This is a genomic window from Streptomyces sp. NPDC030222 (assembly GCF_055573115.1).
In genome coordinates this window covers 382,731-399,697 of record NZ_JBVICA010000002.1, presented here as the reverse complement: position 1 = coordinate 399,697, position 16,967 = coordinate 382,731, and the positions used below count along the sequence as shown (strand labels likewise).

Below are 16,967 nucleotides of genomic sequence, written 5' to 3'. Positions count from 1 at the left end.
CTAAGGAGCACCCGTGATCCGTCATCTGGTTCTCTTCAAGCTCAACGAGGGCGTGTCGCGCGACGAGCCGCGCGTCGTCGCGGGTGTACGGGCGTTCCAGGAGCTCGGCGGGATCATTCCCGAGCTGGAGTCCTGGGAGTGCGCCTGGAACATCAGCGACCGGCCGGTCGCCTACGACTTCGCGATCAACTCCTCCGTCCGGGACGCGGACGCCCTGAAGAGTTACCTGGAGCACCCCTCCCACCAGGCCGCGGCCGGACAGTGGCGCGAGTTCGCCACCTGGGTGATCGCCGACTACGAGATCTGAGCCCGGCCCGTATCCTCCGCCCGCCCTCCGTCCGCCCGCCGGGCGACCCGCGGACGACCTTCAGGTCCCGCGCCCCCGGGTGCGGGGCCTTCGTCATGGGCGGCCACGGATCATGCCGCATATGCCCCAACTTGCCGTCAACACGGCGTTATACGGTGCTTGCACACAGTGCACATGTCTTGTGATGCTATGACCGCTTTTGACGGATGAGTCCACCGACAGTGACCGCGAAGGGGTGGCGTGACCGTGCCGGCCAGTACAGCGCCTCAAGTGCCGCCCCAGAACGAGAGCGAGTCGCGCGGCAGCAGGGGTGCGGACACCCGGGCCCTCACCCAGGTGCTGTTCGCCGAGCTGAAGCAACTGGAGCCGGGGACCCCCGAGCACAACCGGGTGCGCGCCGCCCTGATCGAGGCCAACCTCCCCCTGGTGCGCTACGCCGCCGTCCGGTTCCGCAGCCGCAACGAACCGATGGAGGACGTGGTCCAGGTCGGCACCATCGGGCTCATCAACGCCATCGACCGGTTCGACCCGGACCGCGGGGTCCAGTTCCCCACCTTCGCGATGCCGACCGTGGTCGGCGAGATCAAGCGCTACTTCCGGGACAACGTCCGGACGGTCCACGTCCCCCGCCGGCTGCACGAGCTGTGGGTACAGGTCAACGGCGCCACCGAGGACCTCACCACCCTCCACGGCAGGACTCCGTCGACGGCCGAGATCGCCGAGCGGCTGAAGATCTCCGAGGAGGAGGTGCTGGCCTGCATCGAGGCCGGCCGCTCCTACCACGCCACCTCTCTCGAAGCGGCCCAGGAGGGTGACGGGCTGCCAGGGCTGCTCGACCGGCTCGGCTACGAGGATCCGGAGCTCGCCGGAGTGGAGCATCGCGATCTGGTCAGGCACTTGCTCGTACAGCTGCCCGAGCGGGAGCAGCGGATCCTACTGCTCCGGTACTACAGCAATTTGACGCAGTCCCAGATCAGCGCGGAGCTGGGGGTCTCCCAGATGCATGTGTCCCGGCTGCTCGCACGGAGCTTCGCCCGACTGAGATCCGCAAACCGTATCGAGGCGTAACCGGATCCAGTGATACCGCCAGTTGGCTGAATTACCCCACATCCCTTGATTCCTGGGCACATTTGGCCCTTACTTGTCGACATGTCACTACAGCGCGTTGCCGACATGTGACATTCTGCAGAAACCGCGTTTGGGGCGGCTCCACCTCCGGTATTCAGGTGGAGGCTGCGTAACTGAAGACGGGAGCGGCCGACGCGACCGTCAGCGACCTCAAGGGGGTGGCATGTCCGCAGAACAGGGCAGCTCGAAGGTGCTCACGCTCACCAAGGGCGCACCTGCCGAGCCCGGCCACGCCGTCGAGCCGCTGACCGCGGCCGCCCAGACGGAGGCCATCGACACCCGCACCCTGTCCCGTTCCCTGTTCCTGCGGCTCCGCGCGCTGGACGCACAAGGCGCGGACGGTCCGGAGCGCACGTACGTACGAGACACGCTCATCGAGCTCAATCTGCCGCTGGTGCGCTACGCCGCCGCACGGTTCCGCAGCCGCAACGAGCCCATGGAGGACATCGTCCAGGTCGGCACCATCGGACTGATCAAGGCGATCGACCGCTTCGACTGCGAACGGGGCGTGGAATTCCCGACGTTCGCGATGCCGACGGTGGTCGGCGAGATCAAGCGCTTCTTCCGCGACACCTCGTGGTCGGTCCGGGTGCCGCGGCGCCTCCAGGAGCTGCGCCTGGCGCTCACCAAGGCCAGCGACGAACTGGCGCAGAAGCTCGACCGGTCGCCGACGGTGCCCGAACTCGCCGCCGTTCTGGGGGTGTCGGAGGAGGACGTCCTCGACGGCCTGGCCGTCGGCAACGCCTACACCGCGTCCTCGCTGGACTCGCCGTCCCCAGAGGACGACGGCAGCGAGGGCTCCCTCGCCGACCGACTGGGGTACGAGGACTCCGCCCTGGAGGGCGTCGAGTACCGCGAGTCGCTCAAGCCGCTCCTCGCCAAACTCCCGCCCCGCGAACGGCAGATCATCATGCTCCGCTTCTTCGCGAACATGACGCAGTCGCAGATCGGCGAGGAGGTCGGCATCTCCCAGATGCACGTCTCCCGTCTGCTGACCCGGACGCTCGCCCAGCTCCGGGAGGGCCTGATCTCCGACTGAACGACCGGGGACGGCCCACGTCCCACGGTCTTCCCCTTCTGCCTCCTCCCCTTCCGCCCCTTCTCATTTGACGGTCCGTCAGAGACACTGGCGGAATGCGGATACGACGTCCCGCACTCGCCGCGGCCGCACTCGCCGCCGCGACCGGTCTGCTGGTCGGCTGCGGCGGCGGGAGCGCCCCCGGGCGTGCCGCCGTCGGCGCCGCGGGCCCCGGGCCGGAGGCATTCCGGGGGACGGCCGTGCCGCCGGACGGAAAGGTCGTCCTGGTGCCCCTGGACGGGCCCGGATCACCGGGCGGTACGCGTTCGGGATCACCGCCACCCGGTACGCGGTCCGGCGGCTCGGAGGGGAAGACGCCGATCACGCCCGGCTCATCCGGGCTGCCCCGCGTACCGGGTGCCGGTACGGGAGAGCCGGCCGACGGCACTGCGGCCGGTCCCGTCGGGACGCCGGGGGATCCGGCCACGCCACACGTGCCCGGCACTCCCGGCGGCCCCGGCGTTCCGAGCGCACCCGGTGGATCAGGTGGATCAGGTACGCCCGGCACCCGGCCGCCGCCGACGGCTCCGCCGTCCTCGTCCCCGCCGCCCTCGCCGGGGCGTCCCCCGGCGCCGGCCGTACTGACCCTCGGCGCCCCGGTGCGCGCTCCCGCGGACCGGCGCTGGTGCGAGCAGGTGACCGTGGAGGTCCGCAACTCCGGTGGCTCACCGGTGCGTTCGGGCACGATCGGCTTCGCCACGCACATCATCGGCGCGCTCGGCATCGACTGGGCGACGATCCGCTCGACCCAGCCACTGCCCCTCCCCCTCACCGCGGGCGCGGTTCGCACCCACACGTACACGGTGTGCGTGGAGTCGTGGCGCGTGCCGCTGGGCATGCACATCGAGACCCGGGACGTGAGCGCCGACTGGAGCTGAACGCACCGGGCCGACCCGGGCGCGGTCGTTCAGCCGGGCCGCAGCCGGCCGTCCGACCGGAGCTGTTCGTCGGCCGGGGTGCCGGTCATGTCAGGGCCGGGGTGCCGGTCATGTCAGGGCTGCCGGTCAGGCGGGGGCTGCACGTCGACCGGTGCCGTCGGCCGGGCTTGAGCCCGCCGTCGGTCAGGCCAGGGCGAGCCAGGCGACCCCGACGAGGACCGCCACGACGGCGACCACGCCGAGGACGAGGCCCATACGTGCGCCGCTCCGCTGAGGCGCGGCCGCCTGCCGGTTCTGCGGGGCACCCTCGTCGACGAAGGCGCGGAACATCTGGGTGCTGCCCGCCGGGTCGTAGCCGCCCTCGGGGCTCTGGGGGTTGTGTGCCATGGGGCAGGACCCTAGCGAAGTCCCGCACCTCGCCCAACCCCGGGGCGAATCGACGGAGACCGGCCTGGTGTCGGGCACGGGACGGCCCGCCGCCCGGCCACGCCCGGCACGGGTGGCGGGCCTAGGCGCTCAGGGGACGCGCTTCGCCTCGATGCCCGCGATGAGGAGTTCGAGCGCGAAGCCGAAGTCGCGTTCGCGCATCTCCTCCACCGTGTCGCCGCCCCGCGCCTCCATCAGTTCGCTGGCCTCCCGGAAGGTCTCGCGGAACTCCGGGCGGTCACCGATCGTCCCCATGGCCTGCTGGAAGTAGTCGTCCTGGCTGACGCCGGCAGCCGCGCAGCGCTCGGCGAATCGGCCCTCGACCGTGCCGAAGCCGTAGACGAACTGGAAAACGGCCGCCATCGCTCCGGTCTGGCCGCTCAGCGGCAGCCCGGTGCGGCGCATCACGCGCTGGAGGGACTTGACGAAGGCCAGGGAGTGCGGCCCGATGTTGAGATACCTGCCGATGAGCGGGGACACCCACGGGTGGCGGACCAGAAGGCTCCGGTACTGCCGGGCGAGCGACCCCAGCTGGTCCCGCCAGTCCGTGGTGTCGTCGGCCTCCTCCGGGAGGACCATCTCGCCGGTGACCGAGTCGAGGGCCAGTTCCAGCAGGTCGTCCTTGGTGTCGACGTACCAGTACACGGACATGGCCGTGACGCCCAGCTCGGCCGCGAGGCGGCGCATGGAGAACCTGGCGAGACCCTCCGCGTCCAGCAGGGCGACCGTCGCGGCGGTGATCCTGTCGCGGTCGAGGCCGGCCGGCTGGTCGGACTTCCGCCCGCGAGGTGTCTTGCCCTCGAGCCACACGCTCGTCCGCACGGCTGCTTTCGCACGATCGGACGCGGTCACCATGGCGCACTCTCCTCGGTCGCTCACTACGGTCCAGGCTATGCCGCGGCGGTGGGTGCGTCCGCCTTCTCCGCCCGCCTGAGCAGCACCGCTGCCAGGAGGCCGCCCACCAGCACGGCACAGGCCCCGACCAGCTGGCTCGTCTCCACCCCGGCGGAGAACGCGTCAGCGATCCGGGCCCGCTCTGCGGCCCCGTCGGCGGCCGCCAGCGCCGCGGGCAGCGAGGCCGCGCCCACGGCAGTGGGTACGAGTGCGGTGAACCGGGAGTTCAGCACCGCGCCCAGGACGGCGACCCCGAGCCCGTTCCCGCATTCGGCGAGCGTGCCGTTGACCCCGGCGCCGACGCCCGCCTTCTCCGGCGGTATCGCGCTCATGATGGCGTTCGCCATGGCGGGCATCGCGAACGAGATGCCCGAGCCCATCACCACGAGCCCCAGCAGCATGCCGACGTATCCGTGGCTGCCGAGCAGCGCGACGGCGGCGAGACCGGCCGCCAGCGTGCTCATGCCGAGGGCGATGGTGGCCGGGGTGCCGAGCCGGGCCACCAGCCGGGCACCCAGTCCGGTGAGGTTGACTGCGACCACGGCGAGGGCGAGCGGTGCGGTCCGCAGACCGGCCTCCAACGGCCCGTAGCCGAGCACGAACTGCAGATGCTGGGTCAGCAGGAACAGTGAGCCCCCCATCCCGAACGCGACGAGGATCGCGCCCGCGACCGCTCCGATGAAGCGCCGGTTGCGGAAGAAGTGCATGTCGAGCATCGGATGCGGGACACGCAGCTCCCACAGGACGAACAGGCCGAGGACGAGCAGGCCGGCCGTGGCCGATGCGAGGACCCGGACGGAGGACCAGCCGTGCTCCGGTCCGGAGATGATCGCGAACACCAGGGCGGTCATACCTGCCGTGGAGAGCAGCGCCCCGAGCAGATCGGGCCGGTCTCCGTGCGGGCTCTTGGACTCCGGTACGAGCGCGACGACCGCGACCAGGCCGATCACCGCCACCGGAAGGTTGACGAGGAAGATCGCGCCCCACCAGAAGTGGTCGAGCATCACCCCGCCGATGAGCGGACCGGCGGCGAAGCCCAGCGAGTTGACGGTGGACCAGAGGCCGATCGCCTTCACCCGCTCGGCGTCGTCGAAGATCTGGACCACGACGGCGAGTGTGGTGGTCATGAGGAGCGCCCCGCCGACGCCCATGCCGGCCCGGGCGGCGACGAGCTGGTCGGAGGACTGGGCGAGCCCGGCGACGAGGGAGCCGATGCCGAACAGGGCGAGCCCCGCGACCAGCATCTTCTTGCGGCCGTAGCGGTCGGAGGCGCTGCCCGCGGTGAGCAGCAGCCCCGCCTGCACCAGCGAGTACGCGTTGATCATCCACTGGATGTCGGCGGTGGTCGCGTCCAGCTCGGTGGTCAGGGACGGGATCGCGACGTTGAGGACGGTGTTGTCGAGCAGCACGGTGAGCTGGGCGAGGCAGATGACGCCGAGGATCAACCAGCGCTGCGGGTGGCCTCCGGGGGCGGAGGTTCGTGGGGTCTCGGCGGTCGTCGCCGTCATCGGGCTCCTTGTACGGTGTACGGGAATCGTTTCCCGTACACCGTACAAGGCCCTTTCTTGTGACGTACAACGGTTTTCCGCCCGACGGGTCCGCGCGGTCCGGGCGCAGAGCGGTCCGCGGTCAGGCCGTTGTGGAGCGATCTGCGGTCAGGCCGTCGTGGAGCGTTGCGCAGTGAGGTCGTAGAGCGTGGTCCCGTCGACCGTCACGGCGGTGAAGTTGGCCTGCACCCACGAGGCGATCTCGCTACTGCTCCCCCCGCCGGGTCCCCGGCCGCCGCCCATGCCGCCTTCGGAGGCGATGAACCAGTGGATCCGCCCGTCGGCCACGTACTGCTTGAACCTGGCGAGTGTCGGGGACGGGTCGGTGCCGTTGAACCCGCCGATGGCCATGACCGGCTTCTGGGTCGCGAGCTGGTAACTCGCAGCGTTCTGGGCCCCGATGGCCGCGGCGGCCCAGGTGTGGTCGTCCGCGTCGGCGAGCAGCTTCGCCTTCACCTCGGAGCCGACCTCGCGGCCGCCGAGCAGCCCGCCCATACCGCCGGGCCGTCCTGCGCCGGTCTCGCCGGACGCCCCTCCCGGTCCGGCGCCACCGGGCATGCCGCCCCCGGCACCGGCTGCGGCCCACGGAGGCGCGCCGGCACCGCCGCCCGGCTGCCCGCCGGGGGTGCCCGTACCGGCGATACCGGCGGTACCGGCGCCGCCGTCATCGGCGGGCGCACCGGGCTCTCCGGTCCCGCCGGGACGGCCGGGGCCGCCCTGGCCCGCACCGCCGGGTCCGGCGCCCTGCCCGGCCGCGCCCCGGCCCGGACCGCCGGCCTGGCCCGGACCGCCCTGCCCTGCGCCGAGGCCCATACCTCCCGGGCCCGCGCCATCCGGGCCCATGCCTCCGGGACGGCCCGGGCCGGCACCCCGCACGCTCGCCGGTCCGGCCAGCACGATCGAACCGGTGTGCGCGGTCGCCACCGTCGACAGCGTGTACGCGGCGGGCCCGGCCAGTACGGCGGCGGCGGCCAGACCCACCGCACCGAGCGCCAGAGGACGCCCCAGCCGTCCCACGAGCACCAGCCCCACCGCCGCCGCGAGACCGCCGAAGAGCACCGCCCAGCGCAGCCAGGGCAGATGGTCCGGTGTCCGGCCCAGCAGGACGTACGCCCACAGCGCCGTCACCGCGACCGTTCCGCCGAGCGCCGCCGACGCCCCGAACCGGCTCCGTTCCTCCCAGAGCACCGCCGCGCCCATGCCGACCAGCGCCGCCACGTACGGGGCGAGCGCCACCGTGTAGTACTCGTGGAAGATGCCCGCCATGAAGCTGAAGACCGCGCCGGTCACCAGCAGCGCGCCGCCCCACACCAGGAACGCCGCCCGGGCCGCGTCGGTGCGCGGCGCCCGCCGCGTGATCAGCAGGCCCGCGACGAGCAGGATCAGTGCGGCAGGCAGCAGCCAGGAGACCTGACCGCCGATGGTGTCGCCGAACAGTCGCCCGATGCCGGTCTCGCCCCAGCCACCGCCGCCCGGACCGCCGCCCGCCGGCCCCCCGCCGCCTCCGACACTGCCGGTCTCATTGCCGTTGATCCGGCCGAGGCCGTTGTAGCCGAGCGTCAGCTCCAGAAAGCTGTTGTTCTGCGAACCGCCGATGTACGGGCGGGACGACGCGGGCCACAACCCCACCACGGCCACCCACCAGCCGCCCGACACCGCCATCGCGCCGCCCGCGAGCAGCAGTTGACCGATCCGGCGGCGGAGCGGCGCCGGAGCGCACACCGCATACACGAGCGCCAGTGGCGGAAGGATCACGAACGCCTGCAGCGTCTTCGTCAGGAATCCCAGACCGACCGCCACGCCGGCCGCGACCAGCCACCCCATCCTGGCGTCCTCCAGGGCGCGCAGTACGCAGTACCCGGCGACGGTCATCAGCAGTGTGAGCAGCGCATCGGGGTTGTTGAAGCGGAACATCAGGGCCGCGACGGGGGTCAGCGCGAGCACCGTTCCCGCGATCAGGCCGGCCGCCGCGCCGAAGCGGCGGCGCACCGCGGCGAACACCACCGCGACGGTCGCCACGCCCATCAGCACCTCGGGCACCAGGATCGCCCACGAGTCGAGCCCGAAGAGCCGCACGGACAGCGCCATCGGCCACAGTGCCGCCGGGGGCTTGTCGACGGTGATGGCGTTCCCCGCGTCGAGCGATCCGAAGAAGAACGCCTTCCAGCTCACGCTGCCCGCCTGAACGGCGGCGGAGTAGAAGGAGTTGGCGTAGCCGGACGCGCTGAGGTTCCACAGGTAGAGCACGGCCGTGGCGGCCAGCAGCAGGGCGAGTGCGACGCGCGTCCGCCGGGACGGGTTCGTCGCGTTCATCGGGAACCCTCCGTTCATCGGGAACCCTCCCGGCGCTCGGGGAAGACCCAGGACCGGAACAGCAGGAACCGCAGCACGGTCGCGGCGAGGTTCGCCGTGACCAGCACGGCCAGCTCCGTGCCGTGCCCGGGGGCGCCGATGCCCGAGGCCGCGTCGAGCGCGGCGAGTGAACCGCTGGTCAGCGCCAGCCCCACGCCGAACACGACCAGCCCCTGGGCCTGGTGGCGCACCACACGGGCCGGGCCGCGCACCCCGAACGTCAGGCGGCGGTTCGCCGCGGTGTTGGCGACGGCCGACAGCAGCAGGGCCAGGCCGTTCGCGGCCTGCGCGCCGAGGCCCGTCCGGAACAGGGAGTACAGCCCCAGATAGAAGAGCGTCGACAGCATGCCGACCGCGCAGAACCCGGCCAGCTGCCGGGCAAGTCCCCTGGGCACGCCTGCCAGTTCACGGTCGCGCGGATCGTCGCCGAAGGGGCGGGCCAGCCGGTCCAGCGGCAGTGCGCCCACGGCGAGGGCCCTGCCCACCCGCCAGACGCCCCTGAGGTCCTCCACGGCCGTCCGGACGATCCGCACCGACGAGTCGGGGTCGTCGACCCAGTCGACGGGCACCTCGTGGATCCGCAGCCCGGCCCGCTCGGCCAGCACCAGCATCTCGGTGTCGAAGAACCAGCCGGTGTCCTCGACCATCGGCAGCAGCCGCTCGGCGACGTCCCTGCGTACGGCCTTGAAGCCGCACTGTGCGTCCGAGAAGCGTGCGGCCAGCGACGACCGGAGGATCAGGTTGTAGGCGCGCGACACGAACTCCCGCTTCGGACCGCGCACCACCCGTGAGCCGCCCGTGAGCCGCGATCCGATCGCCAGGTCCGAATGCCCGGAGATCAGCGGGGCCACCAGCGGCAGCAGCGCGTTCAGGCCCGTGGACAGATCGACGTCCATGTACGCGAGCACGGGCGCGTCGGACCGCGACCACGCGGTGCGCAGCGCCCGGCCCCGGCCCTTCTCCTCCAGCCGCACGCTCCGCACCTCCGGGAACGTCCCGGCCAGCCGCGCCGCGACTTCCGGGGTGCGGTCCGTGCTCGCGTTGTCGGCGACCGTGATCAGGAACGCGTACGGGAAGGTCCGCACGAGATGGTCGCGCAGCCGCAGGACGCAGGGCTCGAGGTCCTGCTCCTCGTTGAAGACGGGAATCACCACGTCCAGCACGGGAGGGAGGCCCGGGCCCGTCACCGGCAGCGGGGCCCGGGCCGGCAGCATGCCCGCGCCGCGGTCCGGAGCGATGTCCGGGGGGACGTCCGGAGGGGCATGGCGGCCACGGCCGGCCTGACGGATGTGGATGCCGAGTGAGGTGTCGGTTCGCATGCCCAGACCCTCGCGAGGCGGGCTGTCACCTCGGTGTGGCGAGCCTGTGGGGCGGCTGTGAGTGCAGGGAGGCGGGCGTTGGCCGCCGGTGCGGGACGCCCGGGAAGCGAACGCCTGCTGCGGGTACGGATCGCGTGCCGGGCCGGTCCGCCCCCGAAGACGCCTGCAAGCACCGGTTGCGGTCCAGCGGACGCCGCCGGCCCCGAGGACACGGGCCTGCGCCCGCGAACGCGCGCGGTGGCGGGCGGAAGCGCGCTCCCGCCCACCACGGGACTACCGCGGAAGCCGCACGGTGAACACCGTGCGTCCGGGCTCCGAGGCCACCGTGACCTCGCCCTCGTGCGCGGCCACCACGGCTCGCACGATGGCGAGTCCGAGGCCCGTGGACCCGGCGGTCCTCGACCGGGACGCGTCGCCGCGCGCGAAGCGCTCGAAGACCGACGGCAGGAGGTCGGGCGGGATGCCCGGCCCGTCGTCCTCCACCTCCAGCACGGCCCGGGTGCCGTCGTGCCGTACCCGGGCCGTCACCGTGGTGCCCGGTGGGGTGTGGGTGCGGGCGTTGCCGAGGAGGTTGACGAGCACCTGGTGCAACCGGGCGGGGTCGCCGGTCAGCGGGACCGGTTCCTCCGGCAGGTCCAGCCGCCACTTGTGGTCGGGGCCCGCCGCGCGGGCGTCGCCGACGGCGTCCACGACCAGCCGGGACAGGTCGGTGGCCTCACGCGACAGCGGCCGTCCCGCGTCCAGCCGGGCGAGCAGCAGCAGGTCCTCGACAAGGCCGGTCATCCGGGCCGCCTCGGACTCGATGCGGCCCAGCGCGTGCCGGGTGTCGGGCCCGACGGGCTCGTGGCCGCGCCGGGTCAGCTCGGCGTAACCGCGGATGGACGCGAGCGGTGTCCGGAGTTCATGGCTGGCGTCGGCGACGAACTGCCGTACCCGGGTCTCGCTGCGCTGCCGGGCGGCCAGTGCCGAAGCGACGTGCCCCAGCATCCGGTTGAGCGCGGCGCCGACCTGGCCGACCTCCGTGCGCGGGTCGGCCTCCGTGTCCGGGACGCGTTCGTGCAGCGCCACCTCTCCGCTGTGCAGGGGGAGTTCGGACACGCGGGTGGCCGTGGCCGCGACCCGGCGCAGCGGCCGCAGCGCGATCCCGGCGAGCGCGGTGCCGGCGATCGCCGCGGCGACCAGTCCCGCGCCGGTGACGCACGCCTCGACGACGATCAGGGTCTCGACGGTGCTCCGAGCCTCGGCGAGCGGAAGGCCGAGCACCAGGTCGTGGTCCGCCGCTCCGGTCCGGGCCGCCCGGTAGTCGCCGAGGCCCGGGAGGGTCACGGTGTGCGGTTCGCCGTCGTCGGGCACCGCCGCGAGTGCCGCCGACTGCGCCGTGTCCAAAGGGCTCACCCCGTCGGGCTCCACCGGCGTCGCCGAGGTGTCCGCGACGAGGCGGACCCCCGACAGGCCCTGCGGGCCGCCGCGCGCGCCGACCGTGCCCACGGGGCGTCCGGGCGCGGTCACGATCCGGAACCCGTCGCCCGGCGGGGGTCCACCGCCCCTCATCAGCTGCCCGCGTTCCCGTTCCACGGAGGCCGTCAGCTCGTCGTCGATCTGCCCGTGCAGATGTGTACTGAGCGCTATCGCCGTGACCGTGCCGATCACCGAGGCGACCACGGCGATGAGCGCGACCGCGGACACCACCAGCCGGGTCCGCAGGGACCACCGGCGCCTCCGCCCCGGCGAACCTGGTACCCCCGCCGGCCCTGGTACCCCCGCCGGCCCTGGTGCCCCAGGCGACCCTGGTTTCCCCGGCCTCCCCGTTCGTCCCGGTCGCTCGCCGCCTCCCCGCGGGAGTCCCCTCAGAAGTCCCCGCGGCCGTCCCCCGCTCACCTACTCACCGGGCTTGATCAGATAGCCGGCGCCCCGCCGGGTGTGGATCATCGGCGTCCGCCCGGCGTCGATCTTCCGTCGGAGGTACGAGATGTACAGCTCGACGACGTTCGCCTTGCCGCCGAAGTCGTACGACCAGACCCGGTCGAGGATCTGCGCCTTGCTGAGCACCCGGCGCGGATTGCGCATCAGGTAGCGCAGCAGCTCGAACTCGGTCGCGGTGAGGTGGATGCCCTCCCCGCCCCGGGTGACCTCGTGGCTGTCCTCGTCCAGGGTCAGGTCCCCGACGACCAGCAACGAGTCGTCCCGGGCCGCCGCGACCGCCGTTCCGGAGCGCCGGATCAGTCCGCGCAGCCGGGCGACGACCTCCTCCAGGCTGAACGGCTTGGTGACGTAGTCGTCACCGCCGGCCGTCAGCCCCGCGATCCGGTCCTCCACGGCGTCCCGCGCGGTGAGGAAGAGGACCGGCAGGTCCGGCTGCTCGGCGCGCAGCCGGCGCAGCACGGCCAGCCCGTCCAGGTCGGGCAGCATCACGTCGAGCACCACCGCGTCGGGCCTGAAGGCGCGCACCTCGCGCAGCGCACCCGTCCCGTCGCCCGCGCTGCGAACATCCCAGCCCTCGTAGCGGAGGGCCATGGACAGCAGCTCGGCGAGCGAGGCCTCGTCGTCCACCACCAGCACCCTCACCGGGCTGCCGTCCGGGCGGAACATGTCGGTGCGCGCCTGGGACCGGGCGGAACGGCCGGTCCGGGCCGGAGCCCCCTGGGTCGGCGAGAACGTGGTCATGGAACCAGGCTGGGAGCCGACCCTGAGAAGCCCCTTGGGCTTTCCTGTGAATTCCCTGAGAATGCCCCGGAGCGCACCACGGCGCCCGCACAGCACCGCCGCACCACGGAGCCCGCACCACGGGCGCCGTCATGCGCAGGGCGCCGCCATGCACGCGACACGGTCATGCACGCGGCGCCGCCGCCCCCAGCAGCCGTGCCCCGTTGTCGTGGCAGACCGCACGCAGCCAGTCGTCGCCCAGATCCAGCCGTTCCAGGGCGTCGAGCTGGTGGACGTAGGCGTACGGGATGTTGGGGAAGTCGCTGCCCAGTACGACCCGGTCGCCCAGGGCCGCCAGCCGGGGCCGTTCCGCGGCCGGGAACGGTGCGGAGCGTTCGGCGAAGTCCGTGAACGCCATGGTCGTGTCCAGGGCGACCCCGTCGTACCGCTCCGCCAGGTCGAGGAAGTCGCCGTACTCGGGCATGCCCATGTGGGCCACGACCAGCCGCAGCCGCGGATGCCGGGCGAGGAGCCCGCGCATCGGCTCGGGCCCGGTGTGCTTGCCGGGCACCGGCCCGGAGCCGCAGTGCGTGACCACCGGGATCCCGGCCTCCGCGAGGAGCCCCCACACCGGGTCGAGGAGCTCGTCGTTCGGGTCGTACGCGCCGACCTGGAGGTGTGCCTTGAAGACCCGCGCTCCCGCGTCCACGGCCTCGCACACATAGCCGGCCGCGCCTTCCTCGGGGAAGAACGTCGCGGTGTGCGCGCAGTCGGGCGTCCGCGCGGCGAAGTCCCCGGCCCAGGCGTTGAGCCAGGCCGCCATGCCCGGCTTGTGCGGGTAGAGCATCGAGGTGAAGGTCCGCACCCCGAACGCGCGGAGCAGTTCCACGCGCCGCTCCTCCTCGTGCCGGTAGGCGATGGGCCACTCCCTCCCGGTCAGCGGGCCGGCCGCGTCGAAGTACGCCCACACCTTGCGCAGTACCCGGTCCGGCATGAAGTGCGTGTGGACGTCGACGAGTCCGGGCAGTCCCAGCCGCCGCCGGAAGTTCCTGACCGGCTCGATGTCCTCAGCCCCGGTCAAAGGTGTGGTTCCTCTCCACCTTGGCCACATGGACGCTGTAGGCCTCGTACCACTCGGCGCGCCCACGCTTCTGGGCCTGCCGGTGCTCCCCTTCGGAGCGCCACACGGCGATCGACGCCTCGTCCCGGAAGTAGGAGACCGTGATACCGAGCCCACCCGGAGTGCGGGCATGGTCGTGCCCCAGGTAGCCGGGCTGCTGCGCGACGAGCTCTTCCATACGCTCCGCCGTCTCGGCGTATCCGTCGGCCTCCTCGGCGCGGAGAGAGGTGAAGACGACGGCGTAGTAGGGGGGTTCCGGCGGCTGGACGGGTCGCTGAGTCATGTCCTCACCCTCGGGCCGGGGCATCGCCGCTGTCCAGATCGTTTTACCGTCCGGGCACCGGGATTTCGTCAGCCGGTCGGGATCCTGGGCCGGAAAGTCCTCCCGCACACCCGGTCAAGGGCCTTCCCCGCCCCCGCGGTCGTGAGAGGCCTTCCCGGGTCGGAAAAGGTCTTCCCGGGTCAGAAGAGGCCTTCCTGTACGTCCGGAACACCGAACGACCGCACCGGGACCCCCGCGGTGACGGCCCCGTCCGCACGGACCATTTCCCAGCCGCTCATCAGCCGCGAGTCGACGACGAGGACCTCGCCTCCCGCGCCGGCGAGGTGCAGGTCGGGCCCGGCGGCGGCGACCAGCCGGCCCGCCACGGTTCCCCCGGCCACCAGCTCCTCGACCACCCCGGTCGCGGCCGGCGCGTCGTCCAGCCCGAAGACCCCGGCATGGTCGGCGACCTCGCACGGCAGCCGCTCCAGCGACTCGGGCCAGCCGCTCAGGACGACGGCCTCCCCGTACAGCGCCCGTACCGCGTCCGCCCGCTCCACCGGGCCGGGCAGCGCTGCCCGTACCGCCCGCTTGTCCGCGTACGGGATCCGGTCGGGCACGCCGAGCGCCGCCCGCAGCAGCTCCTCGGTGCGGCGCGCAGCCATCAGCGGTCCGCGTCCCAGCCAGCTGAACGCCACCGCGCCCTGTTCCAGCAGGCGCCTGCGGCCGCGCTCCTCGGCGGTGATCCCGGCCTTCACCATTCCGGGGCCGAACCACGCCAGGTACACGCGACAGGTCCGCGGGTCGTCGGCCATCGTGTCCGCGGCCACCGAGTGCGCCCGGTCCAGCCGCGCGCACTCCGGGCACTGCGCCCGCGTACCCCGGGCGGGCACGGCCGCCCCCAGCGGGCAGGGATTCCGCCGGGCGCCCAGGCACCGCCGCTCCCCGGTCACCCGGAACGCCGGCTCCCGCCCGGGGGCCAGCGGGCTCACCCGCTCGACGGGCCCGTTCCACCACACCAGCCCGGCCGTACCGTCCGCGTTCCAGCGGATCCCGGCACATCGCCAGCCCATGTCAGCACCACTCCGAACCGGCGCGGTCCGCGGTGATGCCCACGCTCACCGAGCCCCGGTCGGGTCCGCCGAGGTCGAGGTACGCCGTCGTCCCGGCCATGTCCTTGGTGTAGCACCTGCCGGCCGGGCCGTCGCCGGTGCGGGGCCGCCAGCCGTGCGCGGTCGCCGCCTGCCGGTAGTGGGCGTGGAGGCTCTCCGGCGACCCGCCGTACCGGTACTGCACCCCGGCGGACACGAACAGACCGTCGTCGTCGCACCCCTGGTACGTCTCGCTCCTGCCGGCACCCGCGGGCCGGGCGTCCAGCACCGGGTCCTTCGCGAGCACCCCGGCGAGCCGGTCCTCGTCCTGTCCGCAGCCGTAGACGAACAGGAAGTACGCCACCGGTGCGATCACCCACGCCCCGGCGACCGCGACCACGGCGGCGAGCAGCAGCGCGACTCCTCGATTGCCCATCCGTGGACGCTAACGCACCTGCCCCGGGACGCCCCCGGGCCCGGTATGCCGTACCGGGCCGCCCGGGCGGGACCAGGGCATCTGGTCCACGTCGTGGGCGATTTGGGCCGGCCGGAGGACCGTGGCCTCGGCGGGGCGTCGCACGGCTCATGACCGCCCGCCGCCCGCCGCCCGCCGCCGGGCGCCCGGCGCCCGGCGGCCGGCGCCCGGCGACCGACAGCCGACAGCCGACAGCCGACAGCCGACAGCCGGGAAGTCTCCGATGCCCGCCGGGCGCAGAGCGAGTCCTCCGCACAGCCTGCTCTCGGTCCCCGCACGGCCTGCTCTCGCAGGAGCCGAACCGGCTCCTAGCGGGACTGCCGACACGCCTCGTTTGCGGTCGACGCTGTCACGCCGGCCTCGGTCAGGCTGCTGACGCAGGCGGTCTGGTCGCCGCCCTGGCCGACGAAGCACGCCATGCGGACGGTGTCCGTGACCTGGGTGCCGTGCTTCTGGAGGTAGTTCTGGCAGGCAGCCTGGTTCGCGTGGGCGGCCGGCGCAGCGGTGGCGACGCCGCCCACGGCGAGGGCCAGGGCGGCGAGAAGGCCGGCGATACGTGCCGAAGGACGCATGGGGGATGCACCTGCTCTCTCGGTCGGGCGGCACGGCCCGGGGTGCGGACCGCTCGCGGGGGCGGCGCCGGGCGAACGCACGGAGGGGCCGAGTCCCCTGGGATCCCTTGGATTCGAGCACCACCGGGGCCGAGTACGCGGTGTGCCGTGCGGGTGGTGTGCGCTTCCGCCGGGACCCGATCGGCTCGGCATCGACCACCCTCGCTCATTCGACGCTAGAACACTCCCTGAGCGCACGCACTCCAGGCCGCGGGAAGAGAACGGGGCACGACCTCGTCATGGTCTCGTCAGGGCCGCCCGCCTTCGCCACGAAGACGTCCCGCAGATCACGGAATCCCTGGGCCGCCGTCCATTTCGGTCCGGCCATGGACGTTGATGTCACCCGCTGATGCCAGAAGCCCCTCGGGATGATCCCGAGGGGCTTCTGAGCTGTGTGCACTCGGCAGGATTCGAACCTGCAACCTTCTGATCCGTAGTCAGATGCTCTATCCGTTAAGCTACGAGTGCTTGGCGTCCCGGGCTTTTCTGCCTGGTCGGCGTTGCGGGAACAACATTACATGACCTGCGCCGGGACGCGAAATCCATTAGCCGCACCACCTCTGACCTGCGGAAATGCCATTCGGGGCACCGATCGGGGACGCCTTGGGCGTGGGCGCCGCGACGCGGCGGAAGCCGCTAAGAGGGGTCATGGAGGGCGAATTGTGGCCCAGGTCACGCATACCTAGGTCACGCATAAAAGGATTCCGGTGAGGAACGCCGACCGGGCCGGGCACAGCGACCGGGCTCGGCGCGGTCGGAGACGCCGGGACGACCACAGCCGCCGAAGCCCGCCGAAGCATCGGGGAAACGCCGAAGCCCCGGCCGTGGGGCCGGGG

General features: G+C 72.7%; 16 protein-coding genes and 1 tRNA gene. 4 read left to right on the top strand and 13 right to left on the bottom strand.

The window, feature by feature from the left end; translation table 11 throughout:
- Nucleotides 1–13 precede the first annotated feature (13 nt).
- The 4 genes from ACZ4Z5_RS04385 to ACZ4Z5_RS04370 all read left to right on the top strand — a co-directional run bounded on the left by ACZ4Z5_RS04385 (nucleotide 14) and on the right by ACZ4Z5_RS04370 (nucleotide 3,391).
- Nucleotides 14–307: a Dabb family protein gene (locus ACZ4Z5_RS04385; RefSeq protein ID WP_468256438.1), complete on the top strand. Its 294-nt coding sequence runs from the start codon at nucleotides 14–16 to the stop codon at nucleotides 305–307.
- A 246-nt stretch (nucleotides 308–553) separates the two neighbouring features.
- The gene (locus tag ACZ4Z5_RS04380; RefSeq protein WP_468256435.1) at nucleotides 554–1,375 is read left to right on the top strand and encodes an RNA polymerase sigma factor SigF; all 822 of its coding nucleotides are present in this window, start codon (nucleotides 554–556) and stop codon (nucleotides 1,373–1,375) included.
- Nucleotides 1,376–1,598: 223 nt separating this feature from the next.
- On the top strand, nucleotides 1,599–2,474 hold the full coding sequence (locus ACZ4Z5_RS04375; protein WP_468256432.1) for an RNA polymerase sigma factor SigF: 876 nt from the start codon (nucleotides 1,599–1,601) through the stop codon (nucleotides 2,472–2,474).
- A gap of 638 nt (nucleotides 2,475–3,112) precedes the next feature.
- Complete coding sequence (locus ACZ4Z5_RS04370) at nucleotides 3,113–3,391, top strand: hypothetical protein (protein WP_468256429.1); 279 nt, start codon at nucleotides 3,113–3,115, stop codon at nucleotides 3,389–3,391.
- Nucleotides 3,392–3,574: 183 nt separating this feature from the next.
- Here the strand turns inward: ACZ4Z5_RS04370 and ACZ4Z5_RS04365 are convergent, their stop codons facing one another.
- The 13 genes from ACZ4Z5_RS04365 to ACZ4Z5_RS04305 all read right to left on the bottom strand — a co-directional run bounded on the left by ACZ4Z5_RS04365 (nucleotide 3,575) and on the right by ACZ4Z5_RS04305 (nucleotide 16,599).
- On the bottom strand, nucleotides 3,575–3,778 hold the full coding sequence (locus ACZ4Z5_RS04365) for a hypothetical protein (RefSeq protein ID WP_468256426.1): 204 nt from the start codon (nucleotides 3,776–3,778) through the stop codon (nucleotides 3,575–3,577).
- 129 nt (nucleotides 3,779–3,907) lie between these two features.
- A complete protein-coding gene (locus ACZ4Z5_RS04360; protein WP_468256422.1) occupies nucleotides 3,908–4,672 on the bottom strand; it encodes a TetR/AcrR family transcriptional regulator in 765 nt (254 codons plus the stop codon).
- 35 nt (nucleotides 4,673–4,707) lie between these two features.
- Nucleotides 4,708–6,219: an MFS transporter gene (locus tag ACZ4Z5_RS04355; protein ID WP_468256419.1), complete on the bottom strand. Its 1,512-nt coding sequence runs from the start codon at nucleotides 6,217–6,219 to the stop codon at nucleotides 4,708–4,710.
- 147 nt (nucleotides 6,220–6,366) lie between these two features.
- Complete coding sequence (locus tag ACZ4Z5_RS04350; protein WP_468256416.1) at nucleotides 6,367–8,589, bottom strand: glycosyltransferase family 39 protein; 2,223 nt, start codon at nucleotides 8,587–8,589, stop codon at nucleotides 6,367–6,369.
- Nucleotides 8,586–9,824, bottom strand: a complete 1,239-nt coding sequence (locus ACZ4Z5_RS04345; RefSeq protein WP_468256636.1) for a bifunctional glycosyltransferase family 2/GtrA family protein — start codon at nucleotides 9,822–9,824, stop codon at nucleotides 8,586–8,588. Before ACZ4Z5_RS04345 ends, ACZ4Z5_RS04350 begins: the two co-directional genes overlap by 4 nt.
- 378 nt (nucleotides 9,825–10,202) lie before the next feature.
- Nucleotides 10,203–11,621, bottom strand: a complete 1,419-nt coding sequence (locus tag ACZ4Z5_RS04340) for a HAMP domain-containing sensor histidine kinase (RefSeq protein ID WP_468256633.1) — start codon at nucleotides 11,619–11,621, stop codon at nucleotides 10,203–10,205.
- Nucleotides 11,622–11,807: 186 nt separating this feature from the next.
- Complete coding sequence (locus ACZ4Z5_RS04335; RefSeq protein ID WP_468256413.1) at nucleotides 11,808–12,593, bottom strand: response regulator transcription factor; 786 nt, start codon at nucleotides 12,591–12,593, stop codon at nucleotides 11,808–11,810.
- A 163-nt stretch (nucleotides 12,594–12,756) separates the two neighbouring features.
- Nucleotides 12,757–13,683, bottom strand: coding sequence for an amidohydrolase family protein (locus ACZ4Z5_RS04330; protein WP_468256410.1), 927 nt, complete (start codon nucleotides 13,681–13,683; stop codon nucleotides 12,757–12,759).
- A complete protein-coding gene (locus ACZ4Z5_RS04325; protein ID WP_468256407.1) occupies nucleotides 13,640–13,975 on the bottom strand; it encodes an antibiotic biosynthesis monooxygenase family protein in 336 nt (111 codons plus the stop codon). Before ACZ4Z5_RS04325 ends, ACZ4Z5_RS04330 begins: the two co-directional genes overlap by 44 nt.
- Before the next feature lie 179 nt (nucleotides 13,976–14,154).
- Nucleotides 14,155–15,027: a DUF2797 domain-containing protein gene (locus ACZ4Z5_RS04320; protein ID WP_468256404.1), complete on the bottom strand. Its 873-nt coding sequence runs from the start codon at nucleotides 15,025–15,027 to the stop codon at nucleotides 14,155–14,157.
- Nucleotide 15,028: 1 nt separating this feature from the next.
- The gene (locus ACZ4Z5_RS04315; protein WP_468256402.1) at nucleotides 15,029–15,481 is read right to left on the bottom strand and encodes a hypothetical protein; all 453 of its coding nucleotides are present in this window, start codon (nucleotides 15,479–15,481) and stop codon (nucleotides 15,029–15,031) included.
- Nucleotides 15,482–15,828: 347 nt separating this feature from the next.
- Nucleotides 15,829–16,092, bottom strand: coding sequence for a hypothetical protein (locus tag ACZ4Z5_RS04310; protein WP_468256399.1), 264 nt, complete (start codon nucleotides 16,090–16,092; stop codon nucleotides 15,829–15,831).
- Nucleotides 16,093–16,526: 434 nt separating this feature from the next.
- Nucleotides 16,527–16,599, bottom strand: a tRNA-Arg gene (locus ACZ4Z5_RS04305).
- Between the last annotated feature and the right edge of the window lie 368 nt (nucleotides 16,600–16,967).

What these genes read in the sequence shown, in the direction of transcription:
- ACZ4Z5_RS04375 (WP_468256432.1), top strand. Translation starts at nt 1,599, where the DNA reads ATGTCCGCAGAACAGGGCAGCTCGAAGGTGCTCACGCTCACCAAGGGC.
- ACZ4Z5_RS04365 (WP_468256426.1), bottom strand. Translation starts at nt 3,778, where the DNA reads ATGGCACACAACCCCCAGAGCCCCGAGGGCGGCTACGACCCGGCGGGC.
- ACZ4Z5_RS04360 (WP_468256422.1), bottom strand. Translation starts at nt 4,672, where the DNA reads ATGGTGACCGCGTCCGATCGTGCGAAAGCAGCCGTGCGGACGAGCGTG.
- ACZ4Z5_RS04355 (WP_468256419.1), bottom strand. Translation starts at nt 6,219, where the DNA reads ATGACGGCGACGACCGCCGAGACCCCACGAACCTCCGCCCCCGGAGGC.
- ACZ4Z5_RS04350 (WP_468256416.1), bottom strand. Translation starts at nt 8,589, where the DNA reads ATGAACGGAGGGTTCCCGATGAACGCGACGAACCCGTCCCGGCGGACG.
- ACZ4Z5_RS04345 (WP_468256636.1), bottom strand. Translation starts at nt 9,824, where the DNA reads ATGCTGCCGGCCCGGGCCCCGCTGCCGGTGACGGGCCCGGGCCTCCCT.
- ACZ4Z5_RS04335 (WP_468256413.1), bottom strand. Translation starts at nt 12,593, where the DNA reads ATGACCACGTTCTCGCCGACCCAGGGGGCTCCGGCCCGGACCGGCCGT.
- ACZ4Z5_RS04330 (WP_468256410.1), bottom strand. Translation starts at nt 13,683, where the DNA reads ATGTGGCCAAGGTGGAGAGGAACCACACCTTTGACCGGGGCTGAGGAC.
- ACZ4Z5_RS04325 (WP_468256407.1), bottom strand. Translation starts at nt 13,975, where the DNA reads ATGACTCAGCGACCCGTCCAGCCGCCGGAACCCCCCTACTACGCCGTC.
- ACZ4Z5_RS04320 (WP_468256404.1), bottom strand. Translation starts at nt 15,027, where the DNA reads ATGGGCTGGCGATGTGCCGGGATCCGCTGGAACGCGGACGGTACGGCC.
- ACZ4Z5_RS04315 (WP_468256402.1), bottom strand. Translation starts at nt 15,481, where the DNA reads ATGGGCAATCGAGGAGTCGCGCTGCTGCTCGCCGCCGTGGTCGCGGTC.
- ACZ4Z5_RS04310 (WP_468256399.1), bottom strand. Translation starts at nt 16,092, where the DNA reads ATGCGTCCTTCGGCACGTATCGCCGGCCTTCTCGCCGCCCTGGCCCTC.